This is a genomic window from Pseudomonas sp. FBF18 (assembly GCF_024261405.1).
GTDB classification, from domain to species: Bacteria; Pseudomonadota; Gammaproteobacteria; order Pseudomonadales; family Pseudomonadaceae; genus Aquipseudomonas; species Aquipseudomonas palmensis.
In genome coordinates, this window is the sequence record NZ_QKRS01000001.1 from 1 (window position 1) to 21,709 (window position 21,709).

Consider the following 21,709-nt stretch of genomic DNA (forward strand, 5'->3'; position numbering starts at 1 on the left):
GTGGCCTGTTCTGCGCCAAGGCTGGCTCCTGCGCGGTTGTGCTCCCACAATTGGGGCAACGACACTAGAATAGGCCCCGACGTTTTTACTCAGAACCCTTCTATGCCCGACCCTGACGATCGCGATTCACTCGCAGGCTTGCCGCTGGATCAATTGGTGGCGTGCCACGAATGCGACCTGCTGCTGCGCAAGCCCGAGCTCAAGACGGATGAAAAAGCGCAATGCCCGCGCTGCGGCTATGAGTTGTACGCCCATCGGCACAATGTGGTCGAGCGCAGCCTGGCCCTGGTACTGGCGGCCTTGCTGCTCTACGTGCCGGCGAACTTTCTGCCGATCATGCAACTCCATCTGTTGGGCCAGAACTCCGATGACACGGTGTGGAGCGGTGTGATCGGCCTGTACAACAGCGGCATGGGTGGCGTGGCGGTGGTGGTGTTCCTGTGCAGCATGGCCATTCCACTGCTCAAGCTGCTGTGTCAGCTGGTGGTGTTGCTGACCATCCGCTTGAACAGGGGCCGCAGCTACGGCCTGCTTCTTTACCGTTTTTATCACCACATGCGCGACTGGGGCATGCTTGAGGTCTACCTCATGGGCGTACTGGTCGCCATCGTCAAGCTGGTGGATATGGCCGAACTCAGCCTAGGGCTTGGCTTGCTGTGCTTTGTCAGTTTGTTGCTGGTTCAGGTCTGGCTGGAAGTGGTGATGTCCCCCCACCAGATCTGGGTAGCCTTGTCGGGAGAAGATGTGCATGCGGGCGATTGACGCAGGAATACTGATCTGTACCGAGTGTCATGAGCTCAACCGCCAGGAGGCGGGCGCCAGCAGCCAGGCCTGCACACGCTGCGGGGCGCTGGTGCATGCACGCCGGCCCAACAGCCTGGCCCGTACCTGGGCGCTGCTGATTACCGCGGCCATCCTGTACATACCGGCCAACGTGCTGCCGATCATGACGGTCAGCACCCTGGGGCAGGGCAGCCCCGACACCATCATGTCCGGCGTCATCACCCTGATGCAGCACGGCATGCTGCCGATCGCGGCCGTGGTGTTCATCGCCAGTATTCTGGTACCTACCTTCAAGCTGGTGGGCATCGCCCTGCTGCTGTATTCGGTGCAGCGCCACCAGCCGCTGTCGGCACGCCAGCGCATCGTGATGTATCGCTTCATCGAATTCATCGGCCGCTGGTCGATGCTGGATATCTTCGTCATCGCGATCCTGGTGGCGGTGGTGAATTTCGGCCGGATTGCCAGTGTCGAAGCCAACCTGGGGGCCGTCGCCTTTGCCAGTGTGGTGATTCTGACAATGCTTGCTGCAGTAACTTTCGATCCCCGACTGATTTGGGATAACACGGAGTCGGATGACGACCATGAGTGATTTGCCTACGGCTAAAACCCGCCCAGCTTCGAACTGGTCGGCCATCTGGATACTGCCCCTGATCGCATTGGTGATCGGTGGGTGGCTCGGTTGGCAGGCCTACCGTGAAGCGGGGGTGAACATCGAGGTACGCTTCGAGAGCGGCGAGGGTATCGTCGCCAACAAGACCGAGGTGGTCTACAAGGGCATGTCGGTGGGTAAGGTCAAAAGCCTGGTACTTGACGACAAAGGCCGCAACAAAGGTGTCATCGCCACCATCGAGATGAACCAGGTGGCCGAGGAGCACCTGCGCAAGAACACTCGCTTTTGGCTGGTCAAGCCAAACGTGAGCCTGGCCGGGATTACCGGGCTGGAGACGCTGGTATCAGGCAACTACATTGCCGTGAGCCCGGGCGATGGCGAGCCGAGCAAGCGTTTCAATGCGTTGAGCGAAGCACCGCCGATGTCCGACAGCGTGCCCGGCCTGCATCTGACCCTCAAGGCCGATCGCTTGGGGTCACTCAACCGTGACAGCCCCGTGTTCTACAAGCAGATCCAGGTTGGTCGGGTGAAGAGCTACAGGCTCTCCGACGACCAGGGTACGGTCGAGATCAAGGTGTTCATCGAGCCGGGCTATGCCGACCTGGTGCGCAAGCACACGCGTTTCTGGAACGCCAGCGGCGTGAGCATCGATGCCAACCTGTCGGGCGTGAAGGTGCGCAGCGAGTCGCTGGCCAGCATCGTTGCCGGCGGTATCGCATTCGCTACCCCCGAGCACCGCAAGGACAGCCCGCCCACCGACCCGAACCTGCCGTTCCGTCTTTTCGAAGACTTCGACGCCGCCCAGGCGGGTATCCGGGTCAAGGTCAAGCTGAGCGACTTCGAGGGCCTGCAGGCGGGCCGTACGCCGGTCATGTACAAAGGTATACAGGTAGGTTCGCTGAAAGCCCTGAAGGTCGATGCCGACCTCTCCAGCGCCATGGCCGAGCTGACCCTGGACCCGCTGGCCGAGGACTACCTGGTCGAAGGCACCCAGTTCTGGGTGGTCAAGCCGTCGATCTCCCTGGCGGGTATCACCGGCCTGGAGGCGTTGGTAAAGGGCAACTACATTGCTATTCGCCCCGGCGACAAGGGCGCCTCGCCTCAGCGTGAATTTGAAGCCCGGGCCAAGGCCCCGCCCCTCGATCTGAAGGCGCCCGGCCTGCACCTTGTGCTGTTCAGCGACAACCTGGGCTCGCTCGAGGTTGGCAGCCCGATCCTGTATCGGCAGGTAAAGGTGGGTAGCGTGCAAAGCTACCAGTTTTCCAGGAAGCAGCAACGCCTGCTGATTGGCGTGCACATCGAGCCCGAGTACGCCAACCTGGTCAATGGTTCGACGCGTTTCTGGAACGCCAGCGGCATTACCCTGACTGGCGGCCTGTCGGGCATCCAGATCAAGAGCGAGTCGCTGCAGAGCCTGATGGCCGGTGGCATCGCCTTCGATACGCCGAAACAGAATGTACCGCTCAAGCGTCGTATCCCCACCTTCCGCCTGCTGGCCAACCAGGAAGCGGCGGATCGCAAGGGCACCAGCATCACCATCAAGGTGGACCGTGCGGACGGCCTCAAGGTCGGCACCCCCATACGCTTCAAGGGGCTGGATGTCGGCAAGGTCGAAGCGGTGGACCTGGCGGAGGACCTGCAGTCGGTGACGCTCAAGGCGCAGATCACCGAGGTGCCCGAGCGTATTGCGCGTGTGGGCACGCAGTTCTGGGTAGTCAAGCCGGCGCTGGGTATCGTCAAGACGGCCAACCTGGAGACGCTGGTCACCGGTCAGTACCTTGAAGTGCAACCGGCGGCGAAGAATCAGGGCCCGCAGCGCAACTTCGTGGCCTTGCCCGAGCCACCGGACCTGACCGCTCGCGAGGCTGGCCTGCCGGTGGTGCTCAGCGCTGCTCGACGCGGGTCGATCAAGGTCGGTGTGCCGGTCACCTACCGTGAAGTGCCGGTGGGCAAGGTTACGGGGTACGAACTGGGGCAGACAGCGGATCGCGTGCTGATCCATATCCTGATCGAGCCACGCTACGCCTCGCTTGTGCGCGGTGGCAGCCGTTTCTGGAACAGCAGTGGCTTCGGCTTCGATATCGGCCTGTTCAAGGGCGCTACGGTGCGTACCGAGTCGCTGGAGACCCTGATCGAGGGTGGCATTGCCTTCGCCACGCCAGACGGCGACAAGATGGGCAACGCAGCGTTGCCGCAGCAGACCTTTGCCCTGTTCGACAAGGCCGAGGACGAATGGCTGCAATGGGCGCCGAAGATCCCGCTCGGCAAGTAGGCAAGGCATAGCCCTTCGCCGACCAGGACGTCTCCTGCAGGAGTCAGCCTGGTCGGCGAAGGGAGCGGCCCTGTCTTCCCGCCATCATCAAATCGCAGGCAATAAAAAACCGACCCTAGGGTCGGTTTTTTAACAAGCGTCGCTTAGGCAGCTGCAGCAATCTTCAGTGCCTTGATGTGGCCATTCAGACGGCCTTTATGGCGAGCAGCCTTGTTCTTGTGGATGATGCCTTTATCGGCCATGCGGTCGATAACTGGAACAGCCAGGATGTAAGCAGCTTGCGCTTTTTCGGCGTCTTTTGCGTCGATGGCCTTGACTACATTCTTGATGTAGGTGCGAACCATGGAACGCAGGCTGGCGTTGTGGCTGCGACGCTTCTCAGCCTGTTTTGCACGTTTTTTGGCGGAAGGTGAGTTGGCCACCGTCGAGCTCCTCGAAAGACTTGGTAAATAGCAAACAAAATAGGCCGCGAATCATGCCGATGAGTTGATCGGTTGTCAAGGGCGCTTGTTAGGTTCCGCTGAGCGGTCGATTCGCTGGAGGGGATGATTCCCTTCTGGCGCATGACCTGTAAACTCGGGAGTTTTGCTCTGTCTGCTTTGCGCGGCGGAGTATCGCATACTTGGATGCCGTTTAGGCCTCTCCTTCATCCATATGGCATGAAAATCTTTCGATGAATCTCCTCAAGTCCCTGGCTGCAGTCAGTTCCATCACCATGGTGTCGCGCGTGCTGGGCTTTGTCCGCGATACCATCCTGGCGCGCATCTTCGGCGCCGGTGTTGCCACCGACGCCTTTTTCATTGCCTTCAAGCTGCCCAACCTGCTGCGGCGAATCTTTGCCGAGGGGGCGTTTTCCCAGGCGTTCGTGCCGATCCTGGCCGAATACAAAAGCCAGCAGGGCGAGGAGGCGACCCGCACCTTCGTGGCCTATGTCGCCGGCCTGCTGACCCTGGTGCTGGCGGTGGTCACGGCGCTGGGGATCCTGGCCGCACCCTGGGTGGTGTGGGTCACCGCGCCGGGCTTCGTCGACAGCGCCGAGAAGTTCGAGCTGACCACCGACCTGCTGCGCGTGACCTTTCCTTATATATTGCTGATCTCGCTGTCGTCCCTGGCGGGCGCCATCCTCAACACCTGGAACCGTTTCTCGGTACCGGCCTTCGTGCCGACCCTGCTCAACGTCGCGATGATCTTCTTCGCGCTGTTCCTCACCCCGTACTTCGATCCGCCGGTGATGGCCCTGGGCTGGGCGGTACTGGCCGGCGGCCTGTTGCAGCTGCTGTACCAGCTGCCGCACCTCAAAAAGATCGGCATGCTCGTGCTGCCCCGCCTGAACCTGCGCGATACCGGGGTATGGCGCGTGCTCAAGCAGATGCTGCCAGCCATCCTCGGGGTGTCGGTAAGCCAGATCTCGCTGATCATCAACACCATCTTCGCCTCGTTTCTGGTGGCCGGCTCGGTGTCGTGGATGTACTACGCCGACCGCCTGATGGAGCTGCCCTCCGGGGTGCTGGGCGTGGCGCTGGGCACCATCCTGCTGCCGACCCTGGCCAAGACCTACGCCAGCAAGGATCGCCACGAGTATTCGCGCATCCTCGACTGGGGCCTGCGCCTGTGCTTCTTGCTGGTGTTGCCTTGCACCTTTGCCCTGGCAATTTTGTCCGAGCCACTGACGGTGGCCCTGTTCCAGTACGGCAAGTTCACCGCCTTCGATGCCGCCATGACCCAGCGCGCGCTGATCGCCTACTCGGTCGGCCTGCTCGGCATCATTCTGGTCAAGGTGCTCGCCCCTGGCTTCTATGCCCAGCAGAACATCCGTACACCGGTAAAGATCGCCATCTTCACCCTGGTGGCCACGCAACTGCTCAACCTGGTGTTCATCGGCTACCTGCAGCATGCCGGGCTGGCCCTGGCGATCAGTGTCGGCGCCTGCCTCAATGCCGGCCTGCTGTACTGGAAGCTGCGCCAGCAGAACCTGTTCGAGCCGCAGCCGGGCTGGACCGCCTACCTGCTCAAGTTGCTGGTGGCCGTACTGCTGATGGCCGGTGTGCTGGTGGCCGGCATGTGGTACATGCCTGCCTGGGAGCAGGGGCACATGCTCGAGCGGTTCCTGCGGCTGGGCGTACTGATTGGCGCAGGCGTGGTGACCTATTTCGGTTGCCTGTACCTGTTTGGTTTTCGTCCACGGGACTTCGCCCGCAAGGCGCTGCACTGATGGCCGGCGCGGGTCAGGCGTCGGTTTTGTGTTTTAGACGCCCTGGCATCGCGCTGCTGCCTGTCGTCGGCGCCCGGGTGTGGTTATAATCGACCACTTTATGAGCAAGAAGCGCGTTATGCAGCTGGTTCGAGGCCTTCACAACCTTCGCCCCGAGCATCGGGGCTGTGTTGCCACTATCGGCAACTTCGACGGTGTTCACCGCGGTCACCAGGCTATCCTGGCGCGTTTGCGTGAGCGCGCGGTAGCGCTGGGCGTACCCAGCTGCGTGGTGATTTTCGAGCCACAGCCGCGTGAGTACTTTGCACCGGACACCGCGCCTGCGCGCCTGGCCCGCCTGCACGACAAGGTCGCCCTGTTGGCCGCCGAAGGCATCGACCGGGTGCTGTGCCTGGCGTTCAACCAGCGCCTGTGCAAGCTCAGCGCAGCCGAATTCGTCGACACCATCCTGGTCGACGGCCTGGGCGTGCAGCACCTGGAGGTCGGTGACGACTTCCGGTTCGGCTGCGACCGGGTGGGTGACTTCACGTTCCTGCAGCAGGCCGGCCTGCGCCACGGCTTCACCGTGGAAGCGGCGCAAACCGTGGAGCTCGAGGGCCTGCGGGTCAGCAGCACGCAGGTGCGCGAAGCACTGGCGCGTGCCGACTTTGCCGTGGCCGAGCGTCTGCTGGGCCGCCCGTTCCGCATCCGCGGCCGGGTGCTGCATGGGCAGAAGCTGGCGCGCCAGCTGGGTTGGCCCACGGCCAACATACAACTCAAGCGTCATCGCGTACCGCTCACCGGGGTGTACCTGGTCAGCGTTGAACTCGATGGCCAGGCGTGGCCGGGTGTCGCCAACATCGGCGTGCGCCCCAGCGTTGCAGGTGATGGCCGCGCCCACCTGGAAGTGCATCTCCTGGATTTTGCCGGCGATCTGTATGGCCGGCGTCTCACGGTGGAATTCCACCACAAGCTGCGCGATGAGCAGCGATTCGCCTCCCTGGAGGCGCTGAAGTCGGCGATCGATGCGGATATCGCCGCCGCACGTGCCCATTGGCACGGTCAACCGCTAACGAAGAGCCTGAAATGACCGACTATAAAGCCACGCTAAACCTTCCGGACACCGCCTTCCCGATGAAGGCCGGCCTGCCACAGCGCGAACCGCAGATCCTGCAGCGCTGGGACAGCATTGGCCTGTACCAGAAGCTGCGCGAAATTGGCAAGGATCGTCCGAAGTTCGTGCTGCACGACGGCCCGCCCTACGCCAACGGCAAGATCCACATCGGTCACGCGCTCAACAAGATTCTCAAGGACATGATCTCGCGGTCCAAGACCCTGGCCGGCTACGATGCGCCGTACGTGCCGGGTTGGGACTGCCATGGCCTGCCGATCGAGCACAAGGTTGAAGTGACCCACGGCAAGCACCTCACCGCGGACAAGACCCGCGAGCTGTGCCGTGCCTACGCGGCCGAGCAGATCGAAGGGCAGAAGAAGGAATTCATCCGCCTGGGCGTGCTGGGTGACTGGGACAACCCCTACAAGACCATGGACTTCGCCAACGAAGCCGGCGAAATCCGCGCCCTGGCCGAAATGGTCAAGCACGGTTTCGTGTTCAAGGGCCTCAAGCCCGTGAACTGGTGCTTCGATTGCGGTTCGGCCCTGGCCGAAGCCGAGGTCGAATACGCCGACAAGAAGTCCCAGACCATCGACGTGGCCTTCAACGTGGCCGACGAAGCGCGGCTGGCCCAGGCCTTCGGCCTGTCGTCGCTGGCCAAGCCCGCCGCCATCGTGATCTGGACCACCACCCCGTGGACCATCCCCGCCAACCAGGCGCTGAACGTGCACCCCGAGTTCAGCTATGCCCTGGTGGACGTCGGCGACAAGCTGCTGGTGCTGGCCGAAGAGCTGGTCGAAGCCTGCCTCAAGCGCTACTCGCTGGAAGGTTCGGTGATCGCCACCGCGCCGGGCTCTGCACTGGAGCTGATCAACTTCCGTCACCCTCTGTACGATCGCCTGTCGCCGGTCTACCTGGCCGAGTACGTCGAGCTGGGCGCCGGTACCGGCGTGGTCCACTCGGCCCCGGCCTACGGTGAAGACGACTTCGTGACCTGCAAGCGCTACGGCATGGTCAACGACGACATCCTCACCCCGGTGCAGAGCAACGGCGTGTACGTCGACTCGCTGGAATTCTTCGGTGGCCAGTTCATCTGGAAGGCCAACCCGCACATCGTCGACAAGCTCGCCGAAGTCGGCGCGCTGATGTTCACCGACACCATCAGCCACAGCTACATGCACTGCTGGCGCCACAAGACCCCGCTGATCTACCGCGCCACCGCGCAGTGGTTCGTGGGCATGGACAAGCAGCCTGACAGCGGCGAAACCCTGCGCAAGCGCGCCCTCAACGCCATCGAAGAAACCAAGTTCGTGCCGGCCTGGGGCCAGGCGCGCCTGCATTCGATGATCGCCAACCGCCCGGACTGGTGCATCTCGCGTCAGCGCAACTGGGGTGTGCCGATCCCGTTCTTCCTGCACAAGCAGACCGGTGAACTGCACCCGCGCACCGTCGAACTGATGGAGCAGGTGGCCCAGCGCGTCGAGCTCGAGGGCATCGAAGCCTGGTTCAAGATGGACGCCGCCGAACTGCTCGGTGACGAAGCCGGCCAGTACGACAAGATCGCCGACACCCTGGACGTGTGGTTCGACTCCGGTACCACCCACTGGCACGTGCTGCGTGGCTCGCACAACATCGGCCACGAAAGCGGCCCGCGCGCGGACCTGTACCTGGAAGGTTCCGACCAGCACCGCGGCTGGTTCCACTCCTCGCTGCTCACCGGCTGCGCCATCGACGGCCATGCGCCGTACCGCGAGCTGCTGACCCACGGCTTCACCGTGGACGAGAACGGCCGCAAGATGTCCAAGTCGCTGGGCAACACCATCGAGCCGCAGAAGGTCAACGACACCCTGGGTGCCGACATCATGCGCCTGTGGGTATCGGCCACCGACTACTCCGGCGAGATGGCGGTTTCCGACCAGATCCTGCAGCGCAGCGCCGACGCCTACCGGCGCATCCGCAACACCGCGCGCTTCCTGCTCTCCAACCTGTCCGGCTTCGACCCGGCCCGCGACCTGCTGCCGGCCGACGACATGCTGGCGCTGGACCGCTGGGCGGTCGACCGTACCCTGCTACTGCAGCGCGAGCTGGAAGAGCACTACGGCGAGTACCGTTTCTGGAACGTCTACTCCAAGATCCACAACTTCTGCGTGCAGGAGCTGGGCGGCTTCTACCTCGACATCATCAAGGACCGCCAGTACACCACCGGCGCCAACAGTGTCGCGCGCCGCTCGTGCCAGACCGCGCTGTATCACATCAGCGAAGCGCTGGTGCGCTGGATCGCACCGATCCTGGCGTTCACCGCCGACGAGCTGTGGCAGTACCTGCCGGGCGAGCGCAACGAGTCGGTCATGCTCAACACCTGGTACCAGGGCCTGACCGAGCTGCCGGAAGGCATCGAGCTGGACCGCGCCTACTGGGACCGCGTGATGGCCGTCAAGGCTGCGGTCAACAAGGAGCTGGAGAACCAGCGTGCGGCCAAGGCCATCGGCGGCAACCTGCAAGCCGAAGTCACCCTGTTCGCCGACGAGGCCCTGAGCACCGACCTGAACAAGCTGGGCAACGAACTGCGGTTCGTGCTGATCACCTCGGCAGCCAGCGTGGCGCCGTTCGTCGAAGCCCCGGCCGATGCCGTGGTTACCGAAGTGGCCGGCCTCAAGCTCAAGGTGGTCAAGTCGGGTCACGCCAAGTGCGGCCGTTGCTGGCACTTCCGCGCCGACGTGGGCGTGAACCCGGAGCATCCGGAAATCTGCGGTCGTTGCGTCGACAACATCAGCGGCAAAGGTGAGGTGCGTCACTATGCCTAACCCCAACGTGGGGCGCTTCGGGCGCCTCGCCTGGCTGTGGCTGAGCCTGCTGGTACTGGTCCTGGACCAGGCCAGCAAGCACTACTTCGAAGGTGCGCTGAGCCTGTACCAGCAGATCGTGGTCATCCCCGACTACTTCAGCTGGACCTTGGCCTACAACACCGGTGCGGCCTTCAGCTTCCTGGCCGACAGCTCCGGCTGGCAGCGCTGGCTGTTCGCCCTGATCGCCCTGGTGGTCAGTGCGGTGCTGGTGGTGTGGCTCAAGCGCCTGGGCCGCGACGACACCTGGCTGGCCGTTGCGTTGGCCCTGGTGCTGGGCGGTGCGCTGGGCAACCTGTACGACCGCATCGTGCTCGGCCACGTGGTCGACTTCATCCTCGTGCACTGGCAGAACCGCTGGTACTTCCCGGCCTTCAACCTGGCCGACAGCGCCATCAGCGTGGGCGCCGTGATGCTGGCGCTGGATATGTTCAAGAGCAAAAAGTCCGGAGAACCCGTCCATGACTGATACCCGTATCGGCCAGAACACCGAAGTCACCCTGCACTTCGCGCTGCACCTGGAAAACGGTGATACTGTCGACAGCACCTTCGAGAAGGCTCCGGCGGTGTTCAAGGTCGGCGACGGCAACCTGCTGCCGGGCTTCGAAGCCGCGATCTTCGGCTTCAAGGCCGGCGACAAGCGCACCGTCAGCGTGGCACCGGAGAACGCCTTCGGTCAGCCGAACCCGCAGAACGTGCAGATCATTCCCCGCTCGCAGTTCCAGGACATGGAGTTGTCCGAGGGCCTGCTGGTGATTTTCAACGACGCGGCCAACGCCGAGTTGCCCGGCGTGGTGAAGGCGTTCGATGACGCGCAAGTGACCATCGACTTCAACCACCCGCTGGCCGGCAAGACCCTGAACTTCGAGGTGGAAATCCTCGCAGTCAAGGCCCTTTGAGCCAGGAGTCAGCCATGCAGATCAAACTCGCCAACCCACGCGGCTTCTGCGCCGGCGTGGACCGGGCGATCGAAATCGTCAATCGCGCCCTCGAGGTGTTCGGCCCGCCGATCTATGTGCGTCACGAAGTGGTGCACAACAAGTTCGTGGTCGAAGACCTGCGCGCGCGTGGGGCGATCTTCGTCGAAGAGCTCGACCAGGTGCCCAATGACGTCATCGTCATCTTCAGTGCCCACGGCGTTTCCCAGGCCGTGCGCCAGGAAGCGGCGGGGCGTGGCCTCAAGGTCTTCGACGCGACCTGCCCGCTGGTGACCAAGGTGCACATCGAGGTGGCCAAGTACAGTCGCGATGGCAAGGAATGCATCCTGATCGGCCACGAAGGGCACCCCGAGGTCGAAGGCACCATGGGCCAGTACGACGCCAGCAATGGCGGTTCGATCTACCTGGTCGAAGACGAAGAGGATGTCGCCAACCTGCAGGTTCGTGACCCCGAACGCCTGGCCTTCGTGACCCAGACCACCCTGTCGATGGACGACACCAGCCGCGTCATCGATGCGCTGCGCACGCGCTTCCCCAGCATTGGCGGGCCGCGCAAGGACGACATCTGCTACGCCACCCAGAACCGCCAGGATGCGGTCAAGCAACTGGCTGACGAGTGCGACGTGGTACTGGTGGTGGGCAGCCCGAACAGCTCCAACTCCAACCGCCTGCGTGAGCTGGCCGAGCGCATGGCCACCCCGGCCTACCTGATCGACGGTGCAGAAGACATGCAGCGCAGCTGGTTCGACGGTGTCGAGCGTATCGGCATCACCGCCGGCGCCTCCGCCCCCGAAGTGCTGGTGCGTGGTGTGATCGCGCAGTTGCAGGAATGGGGCGCCACAGGTGCCGACGAGCTCGATGGTCGCGAAGAGAATGTAACGTTCTCGATGCCCAAGGAGCTACGGGTGCGTTCACTGATCTGACCCGGCGGCCGCGCACAGCGGCTGATCGGTGGCGAGCTGGCGCAGGCTGACCCGCCCGGTGCGTGACAGCACCACCTGATGCAGGCTCCGGGTTCCGGGACTTTCGCACACGTGCAGGGTCCCGGCCTGGAACGCACCGCCCGCCTGCAGCGGTACCCCCAGCCCGCTGAAATGCACCTGCCGCGCCAGCGGCTGATTGCCCACCACACGAACCTTCCCGCTGGCACGGTACTCGTGCAGCAAGCCTTCATCGTCGGCGCTCATTCGCCATCCCTTGCTCCAGTCGCCCTCAAGGGCCGTCAGGCTGACTCGCTGATTGCGCAGCAGGGCTTCGCTGCGGGCGCTGCGCAAGGCCTGGGCAAGGTTCTGCGCGCTGGCCTCGCGCTGTAGGCTCACGCTCATGGCGCTGTAGGCCGGCAGCCCTAACTGCGTCAGCGCCGCGGTCAGCCCCAGCGCATACATCATTTGTATCAGTGTTACGCCCTGTTGCCCCATCGTGCATCCCTCCCTGGAAGTGCTTCTCTGTAGATTCAGTACCGCTCGGTTGGGCGTCCAGTCGGCCGGGTAGGCAATCACATGGGGAAATTTCGCAGGAGGCGAACATGGCCAGGAGGCTGCAGCAGGGCATGACCCTGATCGAAGTGATGGTGGCGCTGCTGGTGCTGTCACTGGGGGTAATGGCGGCGGCTGCGCTGCAAGGGCGGGCGTTGCACGGCACCGACGGCGCGCTGCGTACCACCCAGGCGCTGTACCTGGCCCAGGCCCTGCTCGAAGGCGCGCGCGCTGCGGGCGGGCTGAGGGCAGGGGAGGCCAGCACCTTGCAGCGCGAGCTGGTAAAGGTGGCCGGCGCGTCCGCGCAGGCACAGGTGCGCCAGGCGGGCAATGGGCTCGCACTCGACCTGCACTGGCAGGGCGGTGGCCTTGCTGTGCAGGGGCAGGTGGGGCCATGAGGCGCGACACCGGTTTCGGCCTGGTCGAGGCGCTGCTGGCGTTGAGCCTGGGCGTGCTGCTGGTGCTGGCCGGCAGCCGTCTGTTCATCGGTGCGCTGCAGGGTTGGCAGGCGCAGGGCGCACTTGCGCAGTTGCAGGAGGATGCGCGCTTTGCGCTGCAGCGCATGGCCCGTGACATCCGCATGGCCGGCGCATTCGGCTGCCTGCGGCGCGAGGCGATCAGCTTTGCCGACCCTGCCATTGCCGCGGCATTTGCCCTGCCGATCAGTGTCAGCCTCGAGCCTGACGGCACCCTGCGCAGCCTGAGCCTGGTTGGCGTGCAGGGTGGGGAGGCCGGTGGCCCGCCCAACTGGACGCTGCTCACCGACTGCCTGAGCACCGCCCAGGTGCAGGCAGGCGAGCGCTTGCCCGGGCCACACCAGTTCGCCTTGCCCGTTCGTCAGCAGGTGTACCGCCTGGTGGACGGGCAACTGCTGCTCACCAGTGGTGGCAGCCACGCGGTGCTGATCGAACATGTCAGCCGGCTTCAGGTTGACCTGGGCGTGGCGGGCGAGGGCGGTGAGCTGGCCTGGATGACCGCGGTGCCCGACCCTTCGCGCATTCGCAGCATCCGCCTGCGCCTGACCCTGGACGACCCCGCTGAACGGGTGCGCGCGCAAACCTATCAGATGGTCGCCGCCGTGCGTAACCGCCTGCCATGAAGCTGCAACGGGGCATGGCGCTGCTGGTGTGCCTGGTGCTGATGCTGCTGTGCGGCCTGCTGGGCGTTTCAGTGCTGCACAGTGCCGCCTTGCAGGCACGCATGGCCGGCAACCTGGTGATGGCATTGCAGGCGTTCGAAGCGGCGGAAGCCACGTTGCGGCTCGCCGAGGCCCGTGTGCTGGCGGGGCTTGAGCCACCGGGCCCGTGCGTGTACTGCCTGCCGCCGCCGGAGGCGCCCAGGGTACGCGCCGCCGGTGTGCAGGGCGGGGCGGGGCCAAGCTCCGGGCTGGGCTGGCAGGCGCAAGGGCCTGGCTTCTTCCTGGTACAGAACCTGGGCCGCAGCTCGCGCCCCGCGCGGCTGCCCGACGGCCTTGAGGTGCAGCTGCTTCGGGTGACTGCCGTGGGGCGTCAGCAGCAGGCGCGGGTGGTGCTGGAGAGCGTGCTGGCGCAGCCATCGGTGCCGGCTGCGTGGCCGGCGCAACGTATCTTGTGGCGGCAGATCCACTAGGGGCGCACAACATGCCGCGAACTCATCAGGGCCTGAGCCTGATCGAACTGTTGATTGTCGTCGCCGTGGTCGGCATTCTGGCGGGCATTGCCTACCCCAGCTACCGCGACACGGTGAAAAGAGCCGCACGCAGCGAGGTCGTGGGGCTGCTGTTCGACAGTGCGCAGCACCTGGAGCGCCACCGCGCCCGCACGGGCCAGTATGCCGATACCGACGCCGTGATCACCCCGTTGCCCCCCGGCACAGGCCATTACAGCCTGCACGCCAGCCGCGAGGCCGAGGGTTTCAGCCTGCTGGCCCGGCGTCATGCCGGCGGGCTGATGGCCGGCGACGCCTGTGGCGACTTCGAGCTCGATCACCAGGGTGTGCGCGGCAACCCCGGTGCCAGCAACGAGGCGGACGGGGGCTGCTGGGGTAACTGACGTCTTTCATACGGGTACTGGACCAATAGATGACCAAGCAAGTAGTGATTGTCGGCGGTGGGGTGATCGGCCTGCTGACTGCGTTCAACCTGGCGGCCGATGTCGAGCAGGTGGTGGTGTGCGACAAGGGCGCGCTCGGGCAGGAGTCTTCCTGGGCCGGGGGCGGGATCGTGTCGCCGTTGTACCCGTGGCGCTACAGCCCGGCGGTTACTGCGCTGGCGCATTGGTCGCAGGACTTCTATCCGCAGCTGGGCGAGCGTCTGTTCGCCAGCACCGGTGTAGACCCCGAGGTGCATACCACCGGCCTGTACTGGCTGGACCTGGAGGATGAAGCCGAGGCGCTGGCCTGGGCGGCCCGCGAGGGACGCTCGTTGAGTGCAGTGGATGTGGCCCGCGCCTATGCGGCGGTGCCCGTGCTGGGGCCGGGTTTCGAGCGGGCCATCTACATGGCGGGTGTGGCGAACGTGCGCAACCCGCGCCTGGTCAAGTCGCTAAAGGCGGCGTTGCAGGCCCTGCCGAACGTGACCCTTCGCGAACATTGTGAAATCACCGGGTTCAGCCGCGAGGGCGAGCGTATTTGCGGCGTTGAAACCGTCGATGGCCCGATCCGCGCCGATCAGGTGGTGCTTACGGCGGGGGCCTGGAGTGGCGACCTGCTGCGCCCGCTGGGCCTGGAGCTGCCGGTGGAGCCGGTGAAAGGGCAGATGATCCTGTTCAAGTGCGCGGAGGATTTCCTGCCGAGCATGGTGCTGGCCAAGGGGCGCTACGCGATCCCACGGCGTGACGGGCACATTCTGGTCGGCAGCACACTGGAGCATGCAGGCTATGACAAGACGCCCACCGAAGCGGCGCTGGCGAGCCTGAAGGCCTCGGCCATCGAATTGCTGCCGGCGCTGGCCGATGCCACGCCGGTCGGGCATTGGGCTGGGTTGCGGCCTGGCTCACCGGAAGGTGTGCCGTACATCGGCCAGGTGCCCGGGCATGAAGGCTTGTGGTTGAACTGCGGGCATTACCGCAACGGGCTGGTGCTGGCGCCGGCGTCCTGCCGGTTGTTCGCCGACCTGCTGCTGGGGCGTGCGCCGATCATCGACCCGGCGCCGTACGCGCCGGGGCCGCGCCTGCTGTAACAGCAGGCATGTGGAAGCCGGCCTGGCCGGCGAAGGGGCCCTCAGCCCTGGCGGGTATCGTTGGGCCCCTGCTCCAGATGCGCCGGGCTGCAATACCACAGCTGGCCCCGGTGCAAGGCACGGTCGGTGGGCAGGTGCACGCCGCAATGGGCACAGCGCACCATCTTCAGCGGGTCATCGAGGGTAGGGCGAGTATCGGCAGCAGTGCCGGCCTTGAACTTGCGCCACAACCAGAACGCAGCAGCAATCAGGGCAATCCAGAGAATTAGGCGAACCATGGTGTCCAGCTTTGTCGAATGAAGAGCCCCCAGTTTAGGGCCTGGCAACAAAAAAGGGAGGCCATCAGGCCTCCCTTTTTCATTCACCGCATGGCGTGTCAGTCGAATACGCCAAAGGTCATGTAGCTGAACCACGAACGGTCTTCGTTGTTGCCTTCGGCTTCGTGGTTTTCTTCTTCGATCACGTCGCCATTTTCGTCCTTGGGCAGCAGTTCCTGCGGGATCGCGTCTTTGGCGTCCTGGTACTGCTTCTGCACGTCCTGGTTGGCGCGGGTCTGGCCTGGCGGCAGCGGCGGCGCGCTGGAGATCAGGCCCAGGGTGGCCTTGGACAGCCACGAGCGGTTGTCCGCCTCGTCCTGCTGCGGCACGAACTGGCCGTCTTTCAGGCTCGGGTGATCGGGGTAGTTGAGTTTCAGGGTTTCCAGGCTGGTGGCTGCCAGTTCGTCCAGGTGCAGACGCATGTAGGCTTCGGTCATCACCGCCAGGCCGTCACCGACCGATGGGGTTTCCTGGAAGTTTTCTACCACGTAGCGGCCACGGTTGGCGGCGGCCACATACGCCTGACGGGTCAGGTAGTAGTCGGCCACGTGGATCTCGTAGGAGGCCAGCAGGTTACGCAGGTAGATCATGCGCTGCTTGGCGTCCGGCGCGTAGCGGCTGTTGGGGAAGCGGCTGGTGAGCTGGGCGAACTCGTTGTACGAGTCACGCGCTGCGCCCGGGTCACGCTTGGTCATGTCCAGCGGCAGGAAGCGCGCCAACAGGCCGCGGTCCTGGTCGAACGAGGTCAGGCCCTTGAGGTAATAGGCGTAGTCGACGTTCGGATGCTGCGGATGCAGGCGGATAAAGCGCTCGGCAGCCGACTTGGCAGCCTCGGGCTCGGCGTTCTTGTAGTTCGCGTAGATCAGCTCCAGCTGCGCCTGGTCGGCATAGCGGCCGAACGGGTACCGCGACTCCAAGGCCTTGAGCTTGGAGGTGGCGCTGGTATAGCTGTGGTTGTCCAGGTCGGCCTGCGCCTGCTGGTACAGCTCGGTTTCGCTGAGGTTTTCGTCGACGACTTCCTTCGAAGAACAAGCAGCGGTGAGTCCGAGGATGGCGATCAGCAGCAGGTGTTTCACTTGCATGGCGGCTTGCGTCCCTATGACGGCTGCTGTCTTGGGCGAGGCCGTCCTGTTATGATGAGCACCCCGTTGGAACCCTCGGGGCAAAAGACGCCGTATTTAACCACAAGCGTGCAGCTGAAACCAAAGGCTGTGCCTCCGCCTGATTCGAGCATGTCCGAGAAAATTGAACTTCGCGCAGAGGTACCGTCCGAATTGGGCGGGCAACGCCTCGACCAAGTCGCCGCCCAACTGTTTGCCGAGCACTCGCGCTCGCGCCTTTCCGCCTGGATCAAAGAAGGCCTACTGACCGTCGATGGCAACGTCGTGCGTCCGCGCGACATCGTCCATGGCGGCGCCCTGCTGGCGCTTGACGCCGAGCAGGAAGCCCAGGGCGAGTGGGTGGCGCAGGACATCGAACTGGACATCGTCTACGAAGACGAGCACATCCTGGTCATCAACAAGCCGGCCGGGCTTGTGGTGCACCCGGCTGCCGGTCATGCCGACGGCACCCTGCTCAATGCCCTGCTGCACCACGTGCCGGACATCATCAACGTGCCGCGCGCCGGCATCGTGCACCGCCTCGACAAGGACACCACCGGTCTGATGGTGGTGGCCAAGACCATTCAGGCGCAGACCCAGCTGGTAGCCCAGTTGCAAAGTCGTAGCGTCAGCCGCATCTATGAATGCATCGTGATCGGCGTGGTTACCGCAGGCGGCAAGATCAACGCCCCGATCGGTCGTCACGGCCAGCAGCGCCAGCGCATGGCGGTGATGGAGGGCGGCAAGCAGGCCGTCAGCCACTACCGTGTGCTCGAACGCTTCCGCTCGCACACCCACGTGCGCGTCAAGCTGGAAACCGGGCGTACCCACCAGATCCGCGTGCACATGGCCCACGTCAACTTCCCGTTGGTCGGCGACCCGGTGTACGGCGGGCGCTTCCGCATCCCGCCGGCGGCCAGCGTGACCATGGTCGAGGCGCTCAAGACCTTCCCGCGCCAGGCCCTGCACGCACGCTTCCTGGAGCTGGATCACCCGGTGACCGGTGAGCGCATGGGCTGGGAGTCGTCCCTGCCGGACGACTTCGTGTGGCTGCTGTCGCTGCTCAAGCAGGACCGCGAGGCCTTCGTCGGATGAGCCCGCTGACGCACCACCTGCTGACCCCCGACTGGCCTGCGCCAGCCTGGGTCAAGGCGTGCGTCACCACCCGGGGCGGCGGCGTGAGCCTGGCGCCCTACGATTCGTTGAACCTGGGCGACCACGTCGGTGACGCCCAGGCCGCAGTGGCCGAAAACCGTCGGCGCCTGACCGGGCAGTTCGGCATCCAGCCTGCCTGGCTCAAGCAGGTGCACGGCATCGATGTGGTCGAGGCCGACCCGGCGCTGGTTGCCGAAGCCGACGCCAGCTGCACCAGCACCCCCGGCATCGCCTGCGCGTCCATGACCGCCGACTGCCTGCCGGTACTGTTCTGCGACCGCGCCGGCACCCGCGTGGGCGCTGCCCATGCCGGCTGGCGCGGGCTGGTGGGTGGTGTGCTGGAGGCCACGCTCGATGCGCTGGGCGTACCGGCCAGCGAGGTGCTGGTATGGCTGGGCCCGGCCATCGGGCCCCAGGCGTTCGAGGTGGGCGGCGAAGTGCGCGAAGCCTTCATGACCGTTCATCCGGAAAGTGCCAGCGCGTTCGTGGCGGGGGCGCAGCCCGGCAAGTTCATGGCCGACATCTATGCACTGGCGCGCATCCGCCTGGCGGCCCGTGGCATCACTGCCGTGTATGGCGGCGGCCTGTGCACCGTGAGCGACCCACGCTTCTATTCCTACCGTCGCTGCCCCGTTACCGGGCGCTTCGCTTCGCTGATCTGGCTGGCGCCTCGCTGACCTGGATCAAGCCCGCTACGCTTGAATCTTCCACAATCACCCTTATCTATAGGGGTATCTCAGGCAGGTTTTTCTTCATCAGGTGTGTCCATCGCTCCGGCCTGCCCATTAAAGGAAGGTAAGTTATGCGAATAGACCGTTTGACCAGCAAGCTGCAACTGGCGTTATCCGACTCCCAGTCCCTGGCGGTTGGCATGGATCACCCCGCGATCGAGCCTGCGCACCTGTTGCAGGCGCTGATCGACCAGCAGGGTGGTTCGATCAAGCCCCTGTTGATGCAGGTGGGCTTCGACGTCAACAGCCTGCGCAAGGAACTGGGCAAAGAACTCGACCAGTTGCCAAAAATCCAGAACCCTACCGGCGACGTCAACATGTCGCAGGACCTGGCACGCCTGCTCAACCAGGCCGACCGCCTGGCCCAGCAGAAGGGCGACCAGTTCATCTCCAGCGAGCTCGTGCTGCTGGCGGCCATGGACGAGAACAGCAAGCTCGGCAAGTTGCTGCTCGGCCAGGGCGTGAGCAAGAAGGCGCTTGAAAACGCCATCAGCAACCTGCGCGGCGGCGAAGCGGTGAACGACCCCAACGCCGAGGAATCGCGTCAGGCCCTGGACAAGTACACCGTCGACCTGACCAAGCGTGCCGAAGACGGCAAGCTCGACCCGGTGATCGGCCGTGACGACGAGATCCGTCGCACCATCCAGGTGCTGCAACGCCGTACCAAGAACAACCCGGTGCTCATCGGTGAGCCTGGCGTGGGTAAGACTGCCATCGCCGAAGGCCTGGCCCAGCGCATCATCAATGGCGAAGTGCCCGATGGTCTGAAGGGCAAGCGCCTGCTGTCGCTGGACATGGGCGCGCTGATTGCCGGCGCCAAGTTCCGCGGCGAGTTCGAAGAGCGCCTCAAAGGCCTGCTCAACGAGCTGTCCAAGCAGGAAGGCCAGATCATCCTGTTCATCGACGAGCTGCACACCATGGTCGGCGCCGGTAAAGGCGAAGGCTCGATGGATGCCGGCAACATGCTCAAGCCTGCGCTGGCGCGCGGCGAGCTGCACTGCGTCGGTGCCACCACGCTGAACGAGTACCGCCAGTACATCGAGAAGGATGCGGCGCTGGAGCGTCGGTTCCAGAAGGTATTGGTAGAGGAGCCGAGCGAGGAAGACACCATCGCCATCCTGCGTGGCCTCAAGGAGCGTTACGAGGTGCACCACAAGGTGGCGATCACCGACGGCGCGATCATTGCCGCGGCCAAGCTCAGCCATCGCTACATTACCGATCGTCAGTTGCCCGACAAGGCCATTGACCTGATCGACGAGGCGGCCAGCCGCATCCGCATGGAGATCGACTCCAAGCCCGAGGTGCTTGACCGTCTGGAGCGTCGCCTGATTCAACTGAAAGTGGAATCCCAGGCGCTGAAGAAGGAAGACGACGAGGCGGCCCTCAAGCGCCTCGAGAAGCTGACCGAGGAGATCGTGCGGCTGGAGCGTGAGTACTCCGACCTGGAAGAGATCTGGACCTCGGAAAAAGCCGAAGTGCAGGGCTCTGCGCAGATCCAGCAAAAGATCGAGCAGTCCCGTCAGGAGCTGGAAACCGCCCGCCGCAAGGGCGACCTGAGCCGCATGGCCGAGCTGCAGTACGGGGTGATCCCGGACCTTGAGCGCAGCCTGCAGATGGTCGACCAGCACGGCAAGGCCGAAAACCAGCTGCTGCGCAACAAGGTGACCGAGGAAGAGATCGCCGAGGTGGTGTCGAAGTGGACCGGTATCCCGGTATCCAAGATGCTCGAAGGCGAGCGCGAAAAGCTGCTGAAGATGGAAAGCCTGCTGCACCAGCGCGTGATCGGCCAGGAAGAGGCCGTGGTGGCCGTGGCCAACGCGGTGCGTCGTTCGCGGGCCGGGTTGTCCGACCCTAACCGGCCAAGTGGTTCGTTCCTGTTCCTGGGCCCTACCGGTGTGGGTAAAACCGAGCTGTGCAAGGCGCTGGCCGAGTTTCTGTTCGACACCGAAGAGGCCATGGTGCGTATCGACATGTCCGAGTTCATGGAGAAACATTCCGTGGCGCGGCTGATTGGTGCACCGCCAGGCTACGTGGGCTACGAAGAGGGCGGCTACCTGACCGAAGCCGTGCGGCGCAAACCCTATGCGGTAGTGCTGCTGGACGAGGTCGAGAAGGCCCACCCGGACGTGTTCAACGTGTTGCTGCAAGTGCTTGAAGACGGTCGCCTGACCGACAGTCATGGCCGTACCGTGGACTTTCGCAACACGGTGATCGTGATGACCTCCAACCTGGGGTCGGCACAGATCCAGGAACTGGTGGGTGATCGCGAGGCGCAGCGCGCTGCGGTGATGGACGCGGTGGGTTCGCATTTCCGTCCCGAGTTCGTCAACCGTATCGACGAAGTGGTGGTGTTCGAGCCTCTGGGTCGCGACCAGATCGCCGGTATCACCCAGATCCAGCTGTCGCGTCTGCGCAGCCGTCTGGCCGAACGCGAGCTGAGCCTGGAGCTGAGCCCCGAGGCCCTCGACAAGCTGATCGCGGTCGGTTACGACCCGGTGTATGGCGCACGGCCGCTGAAACGGGCGATCCAGCGCTGGATCGAGAACCCGCTGGCGCAACTGATTCTGTCGGGTCGGTTCATGCCGGGCAGCAGCATCACCGCCAAGCTGGAGGGCGAAGAGATCGTCTTTGCCTGAGTTTTCGGCGGGTTACGCTAAGGCCTCGATTTTCGAGGCCTTTTTTCTTTGCATTTTGCTTCGAGTGCTTGTAAAGTGCGCCCCGCTGTATGTCACCCCGCAGGTTTCCGGCAGAAGTGGGAATCTGAAAAAAAGTTGCAAATCAGTGTGTTGAATGCAAATTAAGGGTTGACAAGGGTTTTGAAGATTGTAGAATAGCGCGCCTCAGAGACATGAACGCAGCGATGCACAAGGTCGAAGAGTTCGAAGCGGTAGCGATACAGTTTTCGAAATTGCAGCAAGTTGTACTTGAAATTGATAGTTCCGCGATAGCTCAGTCGGTAGAGCAAATGACTGTTAATCATTGGGTCCCAGGTTCGAGTCCTGGTCGCGGAGCCAAATTTCAAA

21 protein-coding genes and 1 tRNA gene are annotated in these 21,709 nt (G+C 64.0%); 18 read left to right on the forward strand and 4 right to left on the reverse strand.

Annotated elements, in window-relative coordinates; all coding sequences use genetic code 11:
* The first annotated feature begins 102 nt into the window (after positions 1-102).
* From DN387_RS00005 to DN387_RS00015, 3 genes are read left to right on the forward strand one after another with little or no spacing between them, the layout of a single operon-like run.
* On the forward strand, positions 103-762 hold the full coding sequence (locus DN387_RS00005; protein WP_043860301.1) for a paraquat-inducible protein A: 660 nt from the start codon (positions 103-105) through the stop codon (positions 760-762).
* Positions 749-1,372: a paraquat-inducible protein A gene (locus DN387_RS00010; protein ID WP_054914920.1), complete on the forward strand. Its 624-nt coding sequence runs from the start codon at positions 749-751 to the stop codon at positions 1,370-1,372. The genes DN387_RS00005 and DN387_RS00010 overlap by 14 nt, the downstream gene beginning before the upstream one ends.
* A complete protein-coding gene (locus DN387_RS00015; RefSeq protein ID WP_043860303.1) occupies positions 1,365-3,665 on the forward strand; it encodes a PqiB family protein in 2,301 nt (766 codons plus the stop codon). The genes DN387_RS00010 and DN387_RS00015 overlap by 8 nt, the downstream gene beginning before the upstream one ends.
* A 143-nt stretch (positions 3,666-3,808) precedes the next feature.
* Here DN387_RS00015 and rpsT read toward each other — a convergent pair whose 3' ends face one another.
* Positions 3,809-4,087 (reverse strand): 30S ribosomal protein S20, encoded by a 279-nt coding sequence (rpsT, locus tag DN387_RS00020; protein ID WP_043860304.1) that lies wholly within the window; start codon positions 4,085-4,087, stop codon positions 3,809-3,811.
* Positions 4,088-4,338: 251 nt separating this feature from the next.
* Between rpsT and murJ the strand changes: the two genes are divergently transcribed.
* The 6 genes from murJ (at position 4,339) to ispH (ending at position 11,674) form a co-directional block, all read left to right on the forward strand.
* Positions 4,339-5,877 (forward strand): murein biosynthesis integral membrane protein MurJ, encoded by a 1,539-nt coding sequence (gene murJ / locus DN387_RS00025; protein WP_043860305.1) that lies wholly within the window; start codon positions 4,339-4,341, stop codon positions 5,875-5,877.
* A gap of 118 nt (positions 5,878-5,995) precedes the next feature.
* Complete coding sequence (ribF, locus tag DN387_RS00030) at positions 5,996-6,946, forward strand: bifunctional riboflavin kinase/FAD synthetase (RefSeq protein ID WP_054914919.1); 951 nt, start codon at positions 5,996-5,998, stop codon at positions 6,944-6,946.
* Positions 6,943-9,774 carry an isoleucine--tRNA ligase gene (gene ileS / locus DN387_RS00035; protein ID WP_043860307.1) on the forward strand — a complete coding sequence of 944 codons (2,832 nt, stop codon included), beginning with the start codon at positions 6,943-6,945 and terminating at the stop codon, positions 9,772-9,774. The genes ribF and ileS overlap by 4 nt, the downstream gene beginning before the upstream one ends.
* Positions 9,767-10,282, forward strand: a complete 516-nt coding sequence (gene lspA / locus DN387_RS00040) for a signal peptidase II (protein WP_043860308.1) — start codon at positions 9,767-9,769, stop codon at positions 10,280-10,282. Before ileS ends, lspA begins: the two co-directional genes overlap by 8 nt.
* Positions 10,275-10,712: an FKBP-type peptidyl-prolyl cis-trans isomerase gene (gene fkpB, locus DN387_RS00045; RefSeq protein ID WP_054914918.1), complete on the forward strand. Its 438-nt coding sequence runs from the start codon at positions 10,275-10,277 to the stop codon at positions 10,710-10,712. The genes lspA and fkpB overlap by 8 nt, the downstream gene beginning before the upstream one ends.
* A gap of 14 nt (positions 10,713-10,726) precedes the next feature.
* The gene (ispH, locus tag DN387_RS00050) at positions 10,727-11,674 is read left to right on the forward strand and encodes a 4-hydroxy-3-methylbut-2-enyl diphosphate reductase (RefSeq protein ID WP_043860310.1); all 948 of its coding nucleotides are present in this window, start codon (positions 10,727-10,729) and stop codon (positions 11,672-11,674) included.
* Here the strand turns inward: ispH and DN387_RS00055 are convergent.
* A complete protein-coding gene (locus tag DN387_RS00055; protein WP_082405717.1) occupies positions 11,663-12,139 on the reverse strand; it encodes a GspH/FimT family protein in 477 nt (158 codons plus the stop codon). The two genes, ispH and DN387_RS00055, sit on opposite strands and share 12 nt — an antisense overlap.
* Before the next feature lie 137 nt (positions 12,140-12,276).
* On the opposite strand from DN387_RS00055, the gene DN387_RS00060 reads away from it, so the two are divergent.
* Genes DN387_RS00060 through thiO form a run of 5 tightly spaced genes read left to right on the forward strand, consistent with a single transcriptional unit; the run spans position 12,277 to position 15,383 of the window.
* The gene (locus DN387_RS00060) at positions 12,277-12,624 is read left to right on the forward strand and encodes a prepilin-type N-terminal cleavage/methylation domain-containing protein (RefSeq protein ID WP_082405716.1); all 348 of its coding nucleotides are present in this window, start codon (positions 12,277-12,279) and stop codon (positions 12,622-12,624) included.
* On the forward strand, positions 12,621-13,325 hold the full coding sequence (locus DN387_RS00065; protein ID WP_054914916.1) for a PilW family protein: 705 nt from the start codon (positions 12,621-12,623) through the stop codon (positions 13,323-13,325). Before DN387_RS00060 ends, DN387_RS00065 begins: the two co-directional genes overlap by 4 nt.
* On the forward strand, positions 13,322-13,834 hold the full coding sequence (locus DN387_RS00070) for a PilX N-terminal domain-containing pilus assembly protein (RefSeq protein ID WP_082405715.1): 513 nt from the start codon (positions 13,322-13,324) through the stop codon (positions 13,832-13,834). The genes DN387_RS00065 and DN387_RS00070 overlap by 4 nt, the downstream gene beginning before the upstream one ends.
* 11 nt (positions 13,835-13,845) lie before the next feature.
* A complete protein-coding gene (locus tag DN387_RS00075; protein ID WP_054914914.1) occupies positions 13,846-14,256 on the forward strand; it encodes a type IV pilin protein in 411 nt (136 codons plus the stop codon).
* 29 nt (positions 14,257-14,285) lie between these two features.
* Entirely contained in the window at positions 14,286-15,383 is a 1,098-nt protein-coding gene (gene thiO / locus DN387_RS00080; RefSeq protein WP_054914913.1) for a glycine oxidase ThiO, read from the forward strand.
* A 41-nt stretch (positions 15,384-15,424) separates the two neighbouring features.
* Here the strand turns inward: thiO and DN387_RS00085 are convergent, their stop codons facing one another.
* Complete coding sequence (locus DN387_RS00085; protein WP_043860316.1) at positions 15,425-15,661, reverse strand: PP0621 family protein; 237 nt, start codon at positions 15,659-15,661, stop codon at positions 15,425-15,427.
* A gap of 98 nt (positions 15,662-15,759) precedes the next feature.
* On the reverse strand, positions 15,760-16,782 hold the full coding sequence (locus DN387_RS00090) for an outer membrane protein assembly factor BamD (protein WP_043860317.1): 1,023 nt from the start codon (positions 16,780-16,782) through the stop codon (positions 15,760-15,762).
* 150 nt (positions 16,783-16,932) lie between these two features.
* Between DN387_RS00090 and rluD the strand changes: the two genes are divergently transcribed.
* From rluD to DN387_RS00110, 4 genes are all read left to right on the forward strand, one after another.
* Entirely contained in the window at positions 16,933-17,895 is a 963-nt protein-coding gene (gene rluD / locus DN387_RS00095; protein ID WP_054914912.1) for a 23S rRNA pseudouridine(1911/1915/1917) synthase RluD, read from the forward strand.
* Positions 17,892-18,632 (forward strand): peptidoglycan editing factor PgeF, encoded by a 741-nt coding sequence (gene pgeF, locus DN387_RS00100; protein WP_054914911.1) that lies wholly within the window; start codon positions 17,892-17,894, stop codon positions 18,630-18,632. The genes rluD and pgeF overlap by 4 nt, the downstream gene beginning before the upstream one ends.
* A 125-nt stretch (positions 18,633-18,757) precedes the next feature.
* Positions 18,758-21,322 carry an ATP-dependent chaperone ClpB gene (clpB, locus tag DN387_RS00105; protein ID WP_054914910.1) on the forward strand — a complete coding sequence of 855 codons (2,565 nt, stop codon included), beginning with the start codon at positions 18,758-18,760 and terminating at the stop codon, positions 21,320-21,322.
* A 302-nt stretch (positions 21,323-21,624) separates the two neighbouring features.
* Positions 21,625-21,700 (forward strand) — tRNA-Asn (locus DN387_RS00110).
* Positions 21,701-21,709 lie beyond the last annotated feature (9 nt).

Coding starts and splice junctions, on each gene's coding strand:
- DN387_RS00005 (WP_043860301.1), top strand. CDS start 103: ATGCCCGACCCTGACGATCGCGATTCACTCGCAGGCTTGCCGCTGGAT.
- DN387_RS00010 (WP_054914920.1), top strand. CDS start 749: ATGCGGGCGATTGACGCAGGAATACTGATCTGTACCGAGTGTCATGAG.
- DN387_RS00015 (WP_043860303.1), top strand. CDS start 1,365: ATGAGTGATTTGCCTACGGCTAAAACCCGCCCAGCTTCGAACTGGTCG.
- murJ (WP_043860305.1), top strand. CDS start 4,339: ATGAATCTCCTCAAGTCCCTGGCTGCAGTCAGTTCCATCACCATGGTG.
- ribF (WP_054914919.1), top strand. CDS start 5,996: ATGCAGCTGGTTCGAGGCCTTCACAACCTTCGCCCCGAGCATCGGGGC.
- ileS (WP_043860307.1), top strand. CDS start 6,943: ATGACCGACTATAAAGCCACGCTAAACCTTCCGGACACCGCCTTCCCG.
- lspA (WP_043860308.1), top strand. CDS start 9,767: ATGCCTAACCCCAACGTGGGGCGCTTCGGGCGCCTCGCCTGGCTGTGG.
- fkpB (WP_054914918.1), top strand. CDS start 10,275: ATGACTGATACCCGTATCGGCCAGAACACCGAAGTCACCCTGCACTTC.
- ispH (WP_043860310.1), top strand. CDS start 10,727: ATGCAGATCAAACTCGCCAACCCACGCGGCTTCTGCGCCGGCGTGGAC.
- DN387_RS00055 (WP_082405717.1), bottom strand. CDS start 12,139: ATGATGTATGCGCTGGGGCTGACCGCGGCGCTGACGCAGTTAGGGCTG.
- DN387_RS00060 (WP_082405716.1), top strand. CDS start 12,277: ATGGCCAGGAGGCTGCAGCAGGGCATGACCCTGATCGAAGTGATGGTG.
- DN387_RS00065 (WP_054914916.1), top strand. CDS start 12,621: ATGAGGCGCGACACCGGTTTCGGCCTGGTCGAGGCGCTGCTGGCGTTG.
- DN387_RS00070 (WP_082405715.1), top strand. CDS start 13,322: ATGAAGCTGCAACGGGGCATGGCGCTGCTGGTGTGCCTGGTGCTGATG.
- DN387_RS00075 (WP_054914914.1), top strand. CDS start 13,846: ATGCCGCGAACTCATCAGGGCCTGAGCCTGATCGAACTGTTGATTGTC.
- thiO (WP_054914913.1), top strand. CDS start 14,286: ATGACCAAGCAAGTAGTGATTGTCGGCGGTGGGGTGATCGGCCTGCTG.
- DN387_RS00085 (WP_043860316.1), bottom strand. CDS start 15,661: ATGGTTCGCCTAATTCTCTGGATTGCCCTGATTGCTGCTGCGTTCTGG.
- DN387_RS00090 (WP_043860317.1), bottom strand. CDS start 16,782: ATGCAAGTGAAACACCTGCTGCTGATCGCCATCCTCGGACTCACCGCT.
- rluD (WP_054914912.1), top strand. CDS start 16,933: ATGTCCGAGAAAATTGAACTTCGCGCAGAGGTACCGTCCGAATTGGGC.
- pgeF (WP_054914911.1), top strand. CDS start 17,892: ATGAGCCCGCTGACGCACCACCTGCTGACCCCCGACTGGCCTGCGCCA.
- clpB (WP_054914910.1), top strand. CDS start 18,758: ATGCGAATAGACCGTTTGACCAGCAAGCTGCAACTGGCGTTATCCGAC.